This is a genomic window from Methylobacterium sp. CM6244 (assembly GCF_054817885.1).
The window spans coordinates 167,301-181,019 of the sequence record NZ_CM139247.1; the positions used below are offsets into that span (position 1 = coordinate 167,301).

The window sequence follows — 13,719 nt, forward strand, 5'->3', positions numbered from 1 at the left end:
AGTATGGGGTGCATCGCAAAATGCACGCCGCACCTTCCTCGTCCGTCAAGGTTAATGAACCATGAGGAAGCGTCGGATTCTCTCTCGCCGGACGTCTCGCTGTCCTGGGCACATCGCTTAACCGACGGAAAGCCAGGCCGGCCCGCGAGAGCCTAAAGCGACGGGCTCTCGAAACGCTGGGACATGGCCCGGCGGAGGCTGTCCGGAAGGCGCACGGCGCGACCATCCCGCACCGCCGCCACGGTGACCTCGGCCTTGAGCAGGACCTCGTCGCCGCGCCGCACTTCCTGGATCATCGGCATCGAAGCGCCGCGCAGCTCGACGACGGTGGTCATGATGGCGAGCATGTCGTCCATCCGCGCCGGCTTCAGGAAGTCGAGCACCATGCGCCGAACGACGAAGATCAACCCGGCATCGCGCTGTAGATCGACCTGCTCCATGGCGAGGGCCCGAAGCAGCTCCGTGCGGCCACGCTCCATGTAGCGCAGGTAATTGGCGTGATAGACGAAACCGGAAAAATCGGTGTCCTCGTAATAGACGCGGATATCGATGCGATGAGAGGTCATGCGATGGCTTCCGAGGATAGGTCGACCACGACTATCTCGGGGGGAACGCCGAAGCGAACCGGCGCGATGCTGTTGCCGAGGCCGCCGGAGACGACGAGATCCGCCTGCTCGCGGACATGGCCGTAGGCGTAACGGTTGGCGTAGCGCGACGGAACCACGGGAGAATAGCCGAACAACCGCACCTGCCCGCCATGGGTATGGCCGGACAGGGTCAGCGCCACATGAGCCGGCACCTGCGGGAAGATGTCCGGCTCATGCGCCAGCAGGATCGTCGGTGCGCCCTGCGGCACGGCGGCGAGCGTCTTGTCGAGATCGTCGACCCCGATCCGGGCATGGCCGTGGCGCTTGGCGCCCGGAAGGAGGGCGAGCTGGTCGCCCAAACCCGCGAGCCAGAACCCGCGCCCGTCCTTTTCCAAGCGGATCGCCTCGTTGTCGAGGACGCGGATGCCCGTGCGCGTCAGGGCCTCACCGACGATGGTCGGGCCGGCGCCACGTGCCTGTGCCGTACGATCCTCCCACCAATCGTGATTGCCGAGGATGGCGAAGGTGCCCAGCGGTGCCCTGAGGCGGCCGAGTTCGGGCGCCCATTCGGCGGCCTCGACGGTGCGAGTGACGAAGTTCTGCCCGGTGACGTAGTCGCCGAGGAGCACCGTCAGGTCGCCGCCGAGCGCATTGGCGGTCTCGACGATGCCGGCGATGCGGGCGGCACTCATCCACGGCTCGCAGGCATGGATGTCGGCCAGCGCCACGATGCGGAGCTTCAGCCCGGCGGGCCAGTGGCCCTTCGGCGTGATGGCGTAGCGCGTCACCGACAGGCGCATGGGCTCGATGCCGACGCCGTAGGCCGCCGTCGCACTTCCTGCGAGGGCCATGCCGCCGAGGCCGGCGAGAACCGTCCGGCGCGTGATCCTCACCGCTTGTGTCCTGGAGGGCAGAGCCTCTTCGCCGATCCGATCGTCAACCGGGTTCATGCCATGGGCTCCGAGGACAGGTCGACCACCACGATCTCTGGCGGAACCCCGAAGCGCACCGGCAGGCCGCTCATGCCTAGGCCACCAGAAACCACGAGGTCGGTCTGCTCGCGCACATGGCCATAGGCATAGCGACGCCCATAGCGGGAGGGAACGACGGGGGCGTAGCCGAGGAACCGGACCTGTCCGCCATGGGTATGGCCCGAGAGGGTGAGGGCCACATGGGCGGGCACCCGCGGGAAGATGTCCGGCTCGTGGGCGAGGAGGATGGAGGGCGCGCGATCGGGGATGGCGGCGAGGGTGGCCGGCAGGTCGTCGCTGCCCTTCCGGGGGATACCGAAGCGCCACCACGTGCGCTCGAAGCTCAGTTGATCGCCGAGCCCGGCGAGCCAGACCTCGTGTCCCCCCTTCCGAAGCGGCAACGCCTCGTTCTCGAGAACGCGGATGCCGGCGCGGGTCAGGGCCTCCCCCGCGAAAGTCGGGCCGTGCCCGCGCTCGCAGGCGGCGCGATCCGCCCACCAATCGTGATTGCCCAGGATGGCATAGGTGCCGAGGGGCGCCTTCAACGCCCCGAGGACGGGCGCCCAATCGGCGGAGTCCACGATGCCGGCGAGCCGGTCCATGCCACTCACGTAGTCGCCGAGCAGCACGATCACGTCACCGCCGATGCCGTTGGCCGCCTCGACGATCCGCCGAATATGCGCGGGGGTCATGAACGGATCGCAGGCATGGACGTCGGAGACGGCGACGATCCGCAGGGACAGTCCCGCCGGCCACGGCGCCATCGGGGTGATCCGGTAGTGCGTGATGGCGAGACGCATCGGCTCGACCCCGATCCCGTAGGCCGCCGTGCCGCTGCCCGCCAGCGCCATTGCCCCGAGGCCGAGCACGACGGTGCGGCGGGTGATCCGGACCGGGGAGGATGCGGGGTCGGAGCTCATGGGGTGGAGGTCGCTTTTCGGCCGGTTCTATCGCAGAGGACTTGCTGTTCGGACCGACGTTAGCCCCCGTCTTCCCACCCACGGGGAGAGGGGATGTGCACACATCGTCTCACTTCAAACACGCTGCCCATCCGTCATCGCACTGTCTTTGCGGGGAGCAGAACGCAGACGCCATTGGCTGCCTCAGCCATCGGGATCCTCCGACCCGAACAGCCCGAACTGCGAGGCCGGATCGCGCCGGGGCACGGCAAAGCCCATATGCTTGTAGGCGTGCGGGGTCAGCATGCGCCCACGCGGGGTGCGCTGGACGAAGCCCTTCTGGATGAGGAAGGGTTCGATGATGTCTTCGATGGCGTCGCGCGGCTCGGAAAGCGCCGCCGCGATGGTCTCGATTCCCACCGGGCCGCCGCCGAAGGAGGTGGCGATCATGGTCAGGTATTTGCGGTCCATCACGTCGAGGCCGGCCGGGTCCACGTCGAGGAGTTGGAGCGCCCGGTCGGCGATGGCCCGCGTGACGGTGGGAGCGTCGGCCACGATGGCGAAGTCGCGCACCCGGCGCAGGAGTCGCCCGGCGATGCGCGGCGTGCCCCGCGCCCGTTTGGCGATCTCGTTCGCGCCCTCCGCCGACATGCCGATGCCGAGCACCCGCGCGCCGCGCGAGACGATGAGTTCGAGCTCGTCGACATCGTAGAATTCGAGGCGGATCGGGATGCCGAACCGATCGCGAAGCGGCGTGGTGAGCAGGCCGGCACGGGTGGTGGCGCCCACCAGCGTGAATTTCGGGAGTTCGATCTTCACCGAGCGGGCGGCCGGCCCCTCGCCGATGATGAGGTCGAGCTGGTAATCCTCCATCGCCGGATAGAGGATTTCCTCCACCGCCGGATTGAGACGGTGGATCTCGTCGATGAACAGGACGTCGCGTTCCTCGAGATTGGTGAGCTGCGCCGCGAGGTCTCCCGCCTTGGCGATGACCGGGCCGGAGGTGGAGCGGAAATTCACCCCGAGTTCGCGGGCCACGATCTGCGCCAGAGTGGTCTTGCCCAGGCCCGGCGGCCCCACGAACAGGACGTGATCGAGGGCCGAGCCGGTCTTTTTCGCGGATTCGATGAAAATCTGCATGTTTGCCCGCGCCGCGCGCTGCCCGATGAATTCGGGAAGGCTCAGCGGACGGATCGACTGCTCCACATCGTCCGGCCGCCGCTCCGGCGTCAGGAGCGATTCCGGCAGCGGATGAAGGGTGGGCGATTTCGGCGATCTGGGGAGCTTGCTCACACGGGCTCTCGGTCGGGGCCCGGCACAGGGCCTGCTCCGGTGGATGGGCGTTTCGCCCGATGTCGCACAACGCCGCCGCGCGCGCTACGTCGCCGGCCGGCGACAGGCGCCCGGCGCCACGAAGGCGGATGCGTGGCACGAGGGTCTCATGGTGACCCTGCGCACCTGAATGCGTGACGGATCGGCACCCTCTCGCCTTCTTCCCGCAAGAACAAAGCAGAGTGGCCTCGGTCCAGCACGACCTCGCTCCAAGCGTCACGGATCAGCAACGCCTATGACGAGCCCGAACCGCGGGAGCGACTATCTTATGTAAACACAGCGCATGATCCAGGTTAACGCCGATTTTTGCTATGTCTTATGCCTGACACAACGACAATTTTCTGGAACTCTACGCTTCAGAGAGATTTATCAAGCCAGGACGATGGGCGATTGCGGCAAGACAACATGGTCTTGTCTACAACAACCATGGCAGTTCTGGAGATCGTGGCCGTACCGGCGATATCTCCGTCACATCTGCTCGCGACTTGGTGACCGGAGACCGTTGGCGCTCCGGGCAGCGTCGCGGCTGGTGGATTCACCTCTGGGCCAGGGCCGGCCGAACGACTTTACGGCCGCTTATAGGACTAACTTCTTAAATTAGCGATCCATCGGCGGTCAATCCGCCGATGGCCGCATCATCTCACTCGAAAGGGCCGACCAGCATGTTCTATCTCGACAAGCGTCTGCAATATCCCGTTCGGGTCGAGTCTCCCGATCCGGTCTATGCGCGGATGTTGCAGCAGGCCATCGGCGGGATCGAGGGTGAGATCCGCGTCTGTATGCAGTACTTCTTCCAGGGCTGGGGCGCACGCGGACCGACGACCAAGTATCGCGATATGCTCCTCAACACCGCGACGGAGGAGATCGGGCATATCGAAATGCTCGCCACCGCCGTCGCCCTCAACTTGGAGACAGCTCCGACCAAGCTGCAGGAAGCGGGCGTGAAGGATGCGGTAGTCGGCGCCGTGATGAACGGTGAGAACCCGCGTCACGTGGTGGAAGGCATGCTCCACCGCCACATCCTCTCCACCGGCATGGCCGCCTTCCCGGCCAATTGCGACGGCGTTCCCTTCGACATGTCCCACATCTACGCCAGCGGAAACCTCGCGGCGGACATGTATTGCAACGTCGCCGCCGAGACCACGGGACGAACCCTCGCCGTGCGCCTCATGACCGCGACAAACGATCCGGGCATGCGCGACATGTGGAGCTTCCTCATCGCGCGCGACACGATGCACCAGCAGCAATGGCTCGCCGTCATTGAGGATATGGGCGGCATGGAAGCGAACCTTCCGATCCCCAACAGCTTCCCGCAGAGCGAGGAGAGCCAGAAGCACAGCTACAGCTTCTTCGTCTCCACCGCCGACGATTCGCCTCTCCCCGAAGGACGCTGGACCAGCGGCCCGTCTCTCGACGGAAAGGGTACGTTCAACGTGGTCAAGAACGCCCCCATGGGCGAAGAGCCGGTTCTTGGTCCGGCACGCCCGGATAGTGGCGCCCAGACGCAGCAGATGTCCTGAATGCAAAAAAGGCCCGCCCCATTCCGGCGCGGGCCTTACCTTCATCGTCCGACGAACCCCCTCGGAATGCCGCCTGCATTCCGGGGTGTTGGTGTGATGTCAGTCCTTTTCGGGAGCGATCGCCTCGAGGCCACCGATATGCTTCTGGGCGTAGAGCGGCAGGCCGATCTGAGCGATCAGGGTCTGCTGGGTCTCGAGGAAATCGATATGGCCCTCCTCGTCGGCGGCCAGCTCCTCGAACAGGATCTTCGACACGCGGTCGTTGATCGAATCGCAATACTGCGCGGCTTCGAGATAAAGCGCGCGGGCCTCGGTCTCGGCCGCGAGATCGGAGGCAATGATCTCTTCGATATTTTGGCCGATCCGCAGCGGATCAAGCTCCTGCAGGTTCGGAAACCCATCGAGGAACAGGATCCGGTCGATGAACCGGTCGGCATGGTTCATCTCTTCGATCGATTCCTTGCGCCAGAACTTGGCGAGGTCGATGTAGCCCCAGTCGTTCAGCATCCGGAAATGGAGCCAGTACTGGCTCACGGCCGTCAGCTCGCTGCGGAGACCTCGATTGAGGTACTCGACGACCTTCACATCACCCTTCATAACACTCACTCCCGTTCAGCTTCTCGAGCATGAAGGGGAGCGTGGAGCCTCGCACAGGCCCTCAGGCGGCGATCCCCTCCTCCGCAGTTTGGAATTGAACCAAACTACAAGCGCTGGCGCAACCCGTTCCGCACGCATGGCCGGCTTCCGCCACGGCGTCTTGCAGAGCACCCTGCAGGGCCGCCTGCATGATCGAGCGGATCGTCCGGGCGCAGCGACCGCATTTCGGGCTGCAACCGAGACAGGCCTGGACCTGTGCCGGCGTGCGCGGACAATCAGGCCCATCCTTGAGGCAGGCGCGGACGGCGCCGTCGGACAACACGTTACAGGAACAGACGATCATGACAGCTCGCTGGACGGGATGAGAGGCTTCGATCGACCACGAAAGAATCGTGCGCGAGGCAGATTCCCCGTTTCGTGCATCGACTTGAGCGCCTCTTTAGAACTCTTAAAATCTACTGCATTCTCAATAACTTAACTGGCATGGGATTTTTGCGCAAGGCGCGCAGACCTGCCTGCGACGACTGGAGCCAGCCCCGTGGGCGTGCAACGCCGTCTCTGGGGCGCAGTCTCTCGGGTCGAAGTCGGGCAGGTCACACAGCCGTGGCCATCGGTACTGCGACCGTCCTCGCGGCAGCGATATCCTGGCGGGGACGAACCCGCTCAGAAGACGTGGAACGCGACGCCAGCGAGGAAGCTCTTCTCTTCCGTACCCTTCAGGGTCGCCGTTTCGAGATTGCCGAACTTGTTCAGCCAGTACTGGAAGCCGATGAACACATCGACGCGGTTGGGCTGGTCGTAGACGAGCTTGCCGAGGTCGAGCACCAGATTGGTGCGGGAGACGAATTCGAGCCCCGTCTCTCGATTGAAGGCGAAGATCGCTGGATTACGGACACCGCGCCCCTTGGGCAGGACAATGTTGTTGATGCCGGTGACGCTGAGCGGCAGGCCGGTGAAGGCCAACGGGAAGCTATAGGCGATCTCGATCTCGGGGACGGTATCGTAGCTGATGTCCCGGTTCGGATAGGGATTGAAGCCGTTGCGGTTCCACTCCTTGTAGGCATGGACCGAGGCGTTGAGAAAACCGGCCGGCACGTCGAAGGAAAGGTTAAGACCGCCGACGACATTGCGCTTGCGGGGGCCGAAGGCGGTATCCTTCGTGTTGGCGTCGAACCCGTAGGACAGGGAGATATCCTTGACGAGGCCGGGCACCACGAACGCCTTGGTCCCGGTGAGCGCGTTGAGGCTGAGTGTGCCGCGGTAGAGGCCGTAGACTTCCGTCGCACCCTCATCGCGAAGCAGGAACCCGCCAGGCGCGTTGGTGGTACCGGCTCGCTCCTGCGCTCCGGATTTCAGGATGTCGAGCGAGAACAGATTGGTGCCGTAGGCCCAGGCATTGGCATGCGCGACATTGAAGATTTGTTTGGGGATACCGCGCGAGCGGAACGACCCGTCGGCGTCCCGCACCCGTATACCCGGCTCGGCGGCGGGGAACTGGTAATGGTAGCTCACCTGGGTATCGGTAAAGAGAAAGAACGGCGAAGGCGCATCCGGAACGGGTGGCTGCACGCCGGCCGGATCGGCGGCCAGCGCCGGTGCCACTGCCGCGCAGGAGACCAGCGCGGTCGCCAGGAATGTCCAGAAGCCCGTCATATTCAATCCCGGAGCGCGGTCCGCCCAGTCGGGGCTCCGGTCGATAGCGGATTAGACAGTTTACCGGAAGGACGAAAGCTGGTTCTCCCGTGGGACGATGGGCAACTATGTAGCATAAACCGTTAAAACAGGCGTCGGGCCGGACGCGGATTTGCGCCTTGGACCATCCGATTCACCGGGCGAGTTCGCGCAGGCCAAGGCGGATAAGGGTCTTGGCTTCGGCGCCCTCACCGGCTCCCTTCATCGCGGCGGCGATGGCGGCGGAGGCCTGGACCGGGGCGTAACCGAGATTGACCAGGGCCGAGATGGCATCGGCGGCGGGCTGAGGCGCGGTTCGATCCTCCACCGCTCCGGAGAGGGCCAGGACGGCGGGGTCGATCGGCGCGAAGGCGGGGGCCTTGTCCTTCAATTCGGCGGTGAGCCGGGCGGCGAGGCGTGGCCCGACCCCGGGGGCGCGGGCGATGGCGGTCTTGTCGCCCATGGCGATGGCGGTGGCGAGGGCCTCCGGCTCCAGCACGGAGAGCAGGCCGAGGGCCACCTTGGAGCCGACCCCCTGAACGGTCTGAAGCAGGCGAAACCATTCGCGCTCGGCATCGGAGCGGAAACCATAGAGCCGGATCATGTCCTCGCGGACATGGGTCTCGATGGCGAGGGAAGCGGCCTCGCCCGCGCCCGGCATCCGCTGCAAGGTCCGGGCGGAACAATGCACCACGTAGCCGACCCCCTGCACGTCGAGGATCACGAAATCCTCTCCGTAGGAATCCACCACACCCTTCAGCTTGCCGATCATGCATCATCTCGTCATCAGAGACAGGGTCTTATCAGGGACCGGCCCTCCTGTCCGACCAGCCATAGAGAAAGTGACCGCATGATGCGCACGCGCCTCCTCGCCCTCCTGCTTCTGGCCTCGCCCTGCGCCTACGCGCAGGAGACGCCACCCGAAGCCGGTCCGTCGCGCGACCCGACCCAGGTCAAGCCCGGCACCTACGTGCTCGATCCGGCACACGGCAAGATCACCTGGTCGGTGATCCATCTCGGCTACTCGACCTATTATGGGCAGATCACCGATGTGGCGGCCAAGGCCGTTCTGGATCCGAAGGAGCCGGCAAAGAGCCAGCTCAGCGTCACCATCGGCATGGCCAGCATCAACGGCCTCAACGATGCCTTGAACAAGCATCTCCAGGCCCCCGAGTTCTTCGACACGGCCAAGTTCCCCACCGCCACCTACACGGCGACCCTGGTGGAGCCCACCAGCCCGACCACGGCGCGGATCACCGGCACCCTCACCCTGAAGGGTGTGACGAAACCCGTCTCCTTCGACGCCACGTTCAACCAAGCCGGCACCAACCCCGTCGACAAGCGCTACACCGTGGGCTTCGATGGCTGGGCCGTGATCAAGCGTTCGGATTTCGGTGTCTCGGCCTTCGTGCCGGCAGTGAGCGACGAGGTGAGCCTGCGCCTGGAGGGCGAGTTCAAGGCCCAGTAAACCCGCCCAGGACGTAAAGTCCCCTCTCCCCGCGCCCAGCGCCGGGAGAGGACATGCTCACCTCTTCGCCAGAGCCGCCGCGATCCGTGCGGCGGCAAGCCCGCTCACCCCGGCGACGGGAGCGTGGAGCTTCTTCAGCGCATGCGCACCGCGATGATTGGCATGGGTGACGGCGATGGCGAGGGCATCGGCGGCATCCGCCGTCTTGAACTCGGCCTTGGGCATCAGAAACTTCACCATCGCCTGGATCTGCACCTTCTCGGCATGGCCCGAGCCACAGACGGTCTTCTTCACCAGGTTGGCGGCGTATTCCGAGACCGGCAGACCAGCCAGAGCCGGCACCAGCAGGGCGATGGCGCGAGCGTGGCCGAGCTTCAGCGTCGCCTGCGCGTCCTTGTTGACGAAAGTCTCCTCCACGGCGACTTCGTCGGGCGAGAACCCCGACACCACGCGGGTGATGCCCTCGTGCAACTCCCGCAGGCGCAGGGCGAGGGGCAGGTCTCCATCCGAGGTCACCACGCCGCAATCGATATAGGTCAGTTTCGTCCCGACGACGGAGATGAGACCCCAGCCGGTCCGGCGCAGGCCGGGATCGATGCCGAGGATGCGGACGGAGCCGGTCATGCGCTCAAAACCAGAGGTGACAAAATCATGGGTTGGACAGGTCCGGGCGCGAGCGCCGCGCCGATCTGAGCGTTAAGGACATATCGTGAACGAAGTCTTGTGCCAAGGCATGGGCGATGGCATGGGCAAGACATTGCCGCCCTCGTCGCCTGAGCTGGCGGGAAACGATCCTATCCATGGGGGGACGGACCCACAGCGTCGTGGTCACCGCCGTCCCACCGGATCTCGTCGCCCGTCTCTACGTCTCCAGCGCGTAGCTCGTCGCGGATACCGGCGACGCGCGCGTAAGCTCCCGTTCCATAAGCCCGACGTATCCGAAAAATCAGAATTCCAATGCGGATATCGAAACTTGCCGGCGGAGCTCCGACTGATTCCTGAGCATCTGCCTCTGGCTAATCCTGCCGATCGCCGGGCTCGGAGCTCAGTTCAGCGGGAACGTTCCGACAGGGCTGATCCTGGCGGCAACCGTTATGGCGGGACTCGGGACGCTGACGCGCTGGCGTTGGTCAACCGCTTCCTCGACACCGTAAAAGCAGCCTGATCCTGGCTCCGCTCGAACGAAGCGGATGCCGGATCAGCCGAGCACGCGCGGCACCAGAGTGAATCCCGGATCCGCCATCATGAAGGGGACTATCGGATCTGGAATGATCGCTTGTGGCTCCGGGCCGCTCACCCTTCGAGCTTGGCGACCAGAGCGTCGGAGAGAGCGAAATTGACGTAGACGTTCTGGACGTCGTCCTGGTCTTCGATGACTTCGACGAGGCGGATCAGCTTCTCGCCGGTCTCGTCGTCGACCTCGATCGTGTTCTGGGCCTTCCAGATCAGGGCCGTGCGGCGCGGCTCGCCGAAGCGGGCCTCCAGTGCCTTGGAGACCTCGCCGTAGGAATCCTGGGCGCAGGTGATCTCGTGGCCGTCCTCGGAGGAGCGCACGTCGTCGGCGCCTGCCTCGATGGCAGCCTCGAGCATCGTGTCGGCATCCGCCACCTTGGCATCGAACTCCACCACGCCGACATGGTCAAACATGAAGGAGACAGCGCCGGTCTCGGCCAAGCTGCCGCCGGACTTTGTGAAGGCCGAGCGCACGTCGGAGGCGGTACGGTTGCGGTTGTCGGTCTGCGCCTCGACGATGAGGGCAGCGCCGCCCGGGCCGTAGCCCTCATAGCGGATCTCGTCGTAGCTTTCGGCGTCGGCGCCCGAGGCCTTCTTGATGGCGCGCTCGATATTGTCCTTGGGCACGTTCTCGGCCCGTGCCGCGATGATGGCGGCGCGAAGGCGCGCATTCATCGCCGGGTCGGGCATGCCGAGCTTGGCCGCAACCGTGATCTCGCGGGCGAGCTTGCCGAAGATCTTGGAACGGACCGCATCGACGCGGCCCTTGCGGTGCATGATGTTCTTGAACTGGGAATGGCCGGCCATAGCGTGACCTTGGGTCGTGTCGGAGGTGGAGCGGAAGTGCGCGCGCGCGTCACCGCAGCGGGGTTGGGCCGGGTTATAGGCCGGGTCCGCTCATCGAGGCAACGCGGTGAGGCCCCCGGCGTTGATGCGGCAGGGGAGTTTCTCTCCTCGCAACGGGGACAGAAGCGATGGCAGACGAAGGAAACGGCGGCGCGGTGCGGCCCTGGTGGCGCCTCGCCTTTACCGCCTGCCTCGGCATCGTCGCGGGCTCGACTTTGTTTCCGCGGCCCGCGAAAGGGGTCACCCCGCGTGCCGGGCGTGCCAGTCCTTCAACGCCGCGAGAGTGACGACGTCGCCGGGCCATGCCGATCCGGCGAGATGGCTATGCGGCGCCTCCCTCTCGCCGAGATCGGAGACGGCCGAGAACGCGCCCTCCAGGCTGTGACCACCGGTATAGAGGCTGCGCGTGGCGATGACCGGCAGGCCGGCATTCAGGGCAGAGCGGATGCCGGGGGCGGAATCCTCAAAGGCGATGGCCTCGCCCGGTTCGACCCCGAGGCGCTTCAGGGCGAGCACGAACACGTCTGGATGGGGTTTCTTGCGCTCGGCCTCGTCGCCGCAGGCGATGGCGTCGAACGGATTGCCCTCGGGGAAATTCACGGCGATCAAGGTATCGATATTGGGCCTGCTCGTGGTGCTGGCCACCGCGAGACGTAGGCCCGCGCGTTTCGCCTCCTCGACCAGGCGCGCAATGCCAGGGCGCAGGGCGAGCGCCCCCTGCGTGACGAGATCGCCATAGATCCTGGTCTTGCGGTCGTGGATCTCGCTCATCTGGACGCGACGCTGCGCATCCGGCTCGCCATGCTCGGTCCGCACGTAATGCGCGAGCCTCTCCTTCCCGCCCATGACGGTGAGAAGGTCGGCATAGGCCTCCGGCGACCAGTTCCAGTCGAGCCCCAGTTCGGCGAAGGCCCGGTTGAATGCCTGTCGGTGCAGGTCCTCGGTCTCGGCGAGTGTCCCGTCGACGTCGAAGATCAGCGCCTTCAGCATGCGACGGTGCCGCTGGCGCCCGCCCGGATGGCGGCGATGCGCCCGGCATAGCCGGCGGGCCCGCCCTTGAATACGGCGCTGCCGGCCACGAACGCGTTGGCTCCGGCGGCAGCGGCGAGGCCCACATTCTCGGGCGTGATGCCGCCATCCACCTCGATATCGATGTCGCGTCCGGCGCTCATCGCCTTGATCCGGGCGATGGTCTCCAGCGTCGAGGGGATGAAACTCTGCCCTCCGAAGCCGGGATTCACCGTCATCACCAGGACGAGGTCGACCATGTCGATCAAGGGTTCGATGGCGCTCGCAGGGGTGCCCGGATTCAGCGCGATTCCGGCGCGCTTTCCGAGGTTCAGGATAGTCTGGAGCGAGCGGTGAATGTGCGGGCCGGCCTCCACATGGACCGAAATCGCATCCGCTCCCGCCTCAGCGAACGCCGCGAGATACGGGTCGGCCGGCGCGATCATCAGATGAACGTCGAACACCTTGTCGCTATGGGGTCGGAGCGCTTTCACCACATCGGGCCCGAAGGTGATGTTAGGCACGAAATGCCCGTCCATCACGTCGAGATGAATCCAGTCCGCCCCCGCCTCGGACACCGCGCGAACCTCCTCGCCAAGGGCGGCGAAGTCAGCCGAGAGGATCGACGGGGAGATGATGGGGCCGGTCATGCGGGTCGTCATTCGGACTATCTCGTTCACTCTGTCGGTCCGGCAAGAGCATGAGCCCGGACGTTCGGCGGTCTCAGGCAAGCCGGCGCTTGCGCTCCACCAATTGCATGATGATCGGCGTGAGGATGAGTTGCATGGCGATATCGAGCTTGCCGCCCGGGATCACAATGGAATTGGCGCGGCTCATGAAGGAGCCCTGGATCATCGAGATCAGGTAGGAAAAATCGATGCCCTTCGGGTCCTTGAAGCGGATCACCACCATCGATTCGTCGGCGGTGGGGATCCAGCGGGCGATGAACGGGTTCGACGTGTCGACCGTGGGCACGCGCTGGAAGTTGATGTCCGTCCAGGTGAATTGCGGGCAGATCGTCTGCACGTAATCGGGCATGCGCCGCAGGATGACGTCGGTCACCGCCTCGGTGGAATAACCGCGGAACGAGCGGTCCCGGTGCAGCTTCTGAATCCATTCGAGGTTGATCACCGGCACTACACCGATTTTGAGATCGGCGTAGCGGGCCATGTCGACATTGTCGTCGACCACGCAACCGTGCAGTCCCTCGTAGAACAGCAGATCCGAACCAGGCTGAAAATCCTCCCAGGGGGTGAACGTGCCGGGCTCTGCCCCATACGCCTGAGCGTCGGCGGCGTCGTGGACGTAATGACGCGTCCGCCCGATGCCTGATTCGCCATAGGTGCGGAACACCTCCTCCAGCTCGGGGAGAAGATTGGCGCGTGGCGCGAAATGGCTGAGCGTCGGCTCCTCCGCCATCGCCTTGCGCATGGCATTGCGATCGAGGGCGTGGAAAGCGTCGCCCTCGATATAGACGGCACTGACATCCTCGCGGCGGAAGATCTGCTCGAACGTGTTGCGTACGGACGTCGTGCCGGCCCCGGACGAGCCGGTCACCGAGATGATGGGGTGACGCGCCGACATGAA

Annotated in this window: 16 protein-coding genes; 3 read left to right on the forward strand and 13 right to left on the reverse strand. The window is 65.1% G+C overall.

Going from position 1 to position 13,719, the window contains the following annotated elements:
• Positions 1-152: 152 nt before the first annotated feature.
• The 4 genes from ybgC to ruvB form a co-directional block, all read right to left on the reverse strand.
• Complete coding sequence (ybgC, locus tag ACYQML_RS00795) at positions 153-566, reverse strand: tol-pal system-associated acyl-CoA thioesterase (protein WP_056434442.1); 414 nt, start codon at positions 564-566, stop codon at positions 153-155.
• Positions 563-1,537 carry a metallophosphoesterase gene (locus ACYQML_RS00800; RefSeq protein ID WP_461234409.1) on the reverse strand — a complete coding sequence of 325 codons (975 nt, stop codon included), beginning with the start codon at positions 1,535-1,537 and terminating at the stop codon, positions 563-565. Before ACYQML_RS00800 ends, ybgC begins: the two co-directional genes overlap by 4 nt.
• On the reverse strand, positions 1,534-2,478 hold the full coding sequence (locus tag ACYQML_RS00805; RefSeq protein WP_461234410.1) for a metallophosphoesterase: 945 nt from the start codon (positions 2,476-2,478) through the stop codon (positions 1,534-1,536). The genes ACYQML_RS00800 and ACYQML_RS00805 overlap by 4 nt, the downstream gene beginning before the upstream one ends.
• 183 nt (positions 2,479-2,661) lie before the next feature.
• Positions 2,662-3,750, reverse strand: a complete 1,089-nt coding sequence (gene ruvB / locus ACYQML_RS00810) for a Holliday junction branch migration DNA helicase RuvB (protein ID WP_018041980.1) — start codon at positions 3,748-3,750, stop codon at positions 2,662-2,664.
• A 43-nt stretch (positions 3,751-3,793) separates the two neighbouring features.
• Between ruvB and ACYQML_RS00815 the strand changes: the two genes are divergently transcribed.
• Both ACYQML_RS00815 and ACYQML_RS00820 read left to right on the forward strand, forming a co-directional pair.
• The gene (locus tag ACYQML_RS00815) at positions 3,794-3,919 is read left to right on the forward strand and encodes a hypothetical protein (protein ID WP_461234411.1); all 126 of its coding nucleotides are present in this window, start codon (positions 3,794-3,796) and stop codon (positions 3,917-3,919) included.
• A gap of 532 nt (positions 3,920-4,451) precedes the next feature.
• Entirely contained in the window at positions 4,452-5,309 is an 858-nt protein-coding gene (locus ACYQML_RS00820; RefSeq protein WP_056434450.1) for a manganese catalase family protein, read from the forward strand.
• A 99-nt stretch (positions 5,310-5,408) separates the two neighbouring features.
• Here the strand turns inward: ACYQML_RS00820 and bfr are convergent, their stop codons facing one another.
• The 4 genes from bfr to ruvA form a co-directional block, all read right to left on the reverse strand.
• Entirely contained in the window at positions 5,409-5,906 is a 498-nt protein-coding gene (gene bfr, locus ACYQML_RS00825; protein WP_056434452.1) for a bacterioferritin, read from the reverse strand.
• A gap of 61 nt (positions 5,907-5,967) precedes the next feature.
• Positions 5,968-6,249 (reverse strand): (2Fe-2S)-binding protein, encoded by a 282-nt coding sequence (locus tag ACYQML_RS00830; protein WP_056434454.1) that lies wholly within the window; start codon positions 6,247-6,249, stop codon positions 5,968-5,970.
• Positions 6,250-6,569: 320 nt separating this feature from the next.
• Positions 6,570-7,559 (reverse strand): hypothetical protein, encoded by a 990-nt coding sequence (locus tag ACYQML_RS00835; protein WP_461234412.1) that lies wholly within the window; start codon positions 7,557-7,559, stop codon positions 6,570-6,572.
• A 172-nt stretch (positions 7,560-7,731) separates the two neighbouring features.
• Entirely contained in the window at positions 7,732-8,349 is a 618-nt protein-coding gene (gene ruvA, locus ACYQML_RS00840; RefSeq protein ID WP_056434458.1) for a Holliday junction branch migration protein RuvA, read from the reverse strand.
• 78 nt (positions 8,350-8,427) lie between these two features.
• Here ruvA and ACYQML_RS00845 point away from each other — a divergent pair, with 78 nt between their 5' ends.
• Positions 8,428-9,045, forward strand: a complete 618-nt coding sequence (locus ACYQML_RS00845; RefSeq protein WP_056434460.1) for a YceI family protein — start codon at positions 8,428-8,430, stop codon at positions 9,043-9,045.
• 57 nt (positions 9,046-9,102) lie between these two features.
• Here the strand turns inward: ACYQML_RS00845 and ruvC are convergent, their stop codons facing one another.
• From ruvC to ACYQML_RS00870, 5 genes are all read right to left on the reverse strand, one after another.
• Entirely contained in the window at positions 9,103-9,669 is a 567-nt protein-coding gene (ruvC, locus tag ACYQML_RS00850) for a crossover junction endodeoxyribonuclease RuvC (protein WP_461234413.1), read from the reverse strand.
• A gap of 669 nt (positions 9,670-10,338) precedes the next feature.
• The gene (locus ACYQML_RS00855) at positions 10,339-11,085 is read right to left on the reverse strand and encodes a YebC/PmpR family DNA-binding transcriptional regulator (RefSeq protein WP_207412230.1); all 747 of its coding nucleotides are present in this window, start codon (positions 11,083-11,085) and stop codon (positions 10,339-10,341) included.
• A 279-nt stretch (positions 11,086-11,364) separates the two neighbouring features.
• The gene (locus tag ACYQML_RS00860) at positions 11,365-12,114 is read right to left on the reverse strand and encodes an HAD-IA family hydrolase (protein WP_461234414.1); all 750 of its coding nucleotides are present in this window, start codon (positions 12,112-12,114) and stop codon (positions 11,365-11,367) included.
• Positions 12,108-12,782 (reverse strand): ribulose-phosphate 3-epimerase, encoded by a 675-nt coding sequence (gene rpe, locus ACYQML_RS00865; protein ID WP_461235633.1) that lies wholly within the window; start codon positions 12,780-12,782, stop codon positions 12,108-12,110. The genes ACYQML_RS00860 and rpe overlap by 7 nt, the downstream gene beginning before the upstream one ends.
• A gap of 73 nt (positions 12,783-12,855) precedes the next feature.
• Positions 12,856-13,716 carry a phosphoribulokinase gene (locus ACYQML_RS00870; protein ID WP_056434471.1) on the reverse strand — a complete coding sequence of 287 codons (861 nt, stop codon included), beginning with the start codon at positions 13,714-13,716 and terminating at the stop codon, positions 12,856-12,858.
• Positions 13,717-13,719 lie beyond the last annotated feature (3 nt).

Excerpts from the sequence above, each read along its gene's own strand:
- ybgC (WP_056434442.1), bottom strand. The coding sequence starts at position 566 with ATGACCTCTCATCGCATCGATATCCGCGTCTATTACGAGGACACCGAT.
- ACYQML_RS00800 (WP_461234409.1), bottom strand. The coding sequence starts at position 1,537 with ATGAACCCGGTTGACGATCGGATCGGCGAAGAGGCTCTGCCCTCCAGG.
- ACYQML_RS00805 (WP_461234410.1), bottom strand. The coding sequence starts at position 2,478 with ATGAGCTCCGACCCCGCATCCTCCCCGGTCCGGATCACCCGCCGCACC.
- ACYQML_RS00815 (WP_461234411.1), top strand. The coding sequence starts at position 3,794 with ATGGGCGTTTCGCCCGATGTCGCACAACGCCGCCGCGCGCGCTACGTC.
- ACYQML_RS00820 (WP_056434450.1), top strand. The coding sequence starts at position 4,452 with ATGTTCTATCTCGACAAGCGTCTGCAATATCCCGTTCGGGTCGAGTCT.
- bfr (WP_056434452.1), bottom strand. The coding sequence starts at position 5,906 with ATGAAGGGTGATGTGAAGGTCGTCGAGTACCTCAATCGAGGTCTCCGC.
- ACYQML_RS00830 (WP_056434454.1), bottom strand. The coding sequence starts at position 6,249 with ATGATCGTCTGTTCCTGTAACGTGTTGTCCGACGGCGCCGTCCGCGCC.
- ACYQML_RS00835 (WP_461234412.1), bottom strand. The coding sequence starts at position 7,559 with ATGACGGGCTTCTGGACATTCCTGGCGACCGCGCTGGTCTCCTGCGCG.
- ruvA (WP_056434458.1), bottom strand. The coding sequence starts at position 8,349 with ATGATCGGCAAGCTGAAGGGTGTGGTGGATTCCTACGGAGAGGATTTC.
- ACYQML_RS00845 (WP_056434460.1), top strand. The coding sequence starts at position 8,428 with ATGATGCGCACGCGCCTCCTCGCCCTCCTGCTTCTGGCCTCGCCCTGC.
- ruvC (WP_461234413.1), bottom strand. The coding sequence starts at position 9,669 with ATGACCGGCTCCGTCCGCATCCTCGGCATCGATCCCGGCCTGCGCCGG.
- ACYQML_RS00855 (WP_207412230.1), bottom strand. The coding sequence starts at position 11,085 with ATGGCCGGCCATTCCCAGTTCAAGAACATCATGCACCGCAAGGGCCGC.
- ACYQML_RS00860 (WP_461234414.1), bottom strand. The coding sequence starts at position 12,114 with ATGCTGAAGGCGCTGATCTTCGACGTCGACGGGACACTCGCCGAGACC.
- rpe (WP_461235633.1), bottom strand. The coding sequence starts at position 12,782 with ATGACCGGCCCCATCATCTCCCCGTCGATCCTCTCGGCTGACTTCGCC.
- ACYQML_RS00870 (WP_056434471.1), bottom strand. The coding sequence starts at position 13,716 with ATGTCGGCGCGTCACCCCATCATCTCGGTGACCGGCTCGTCCGGGGCC.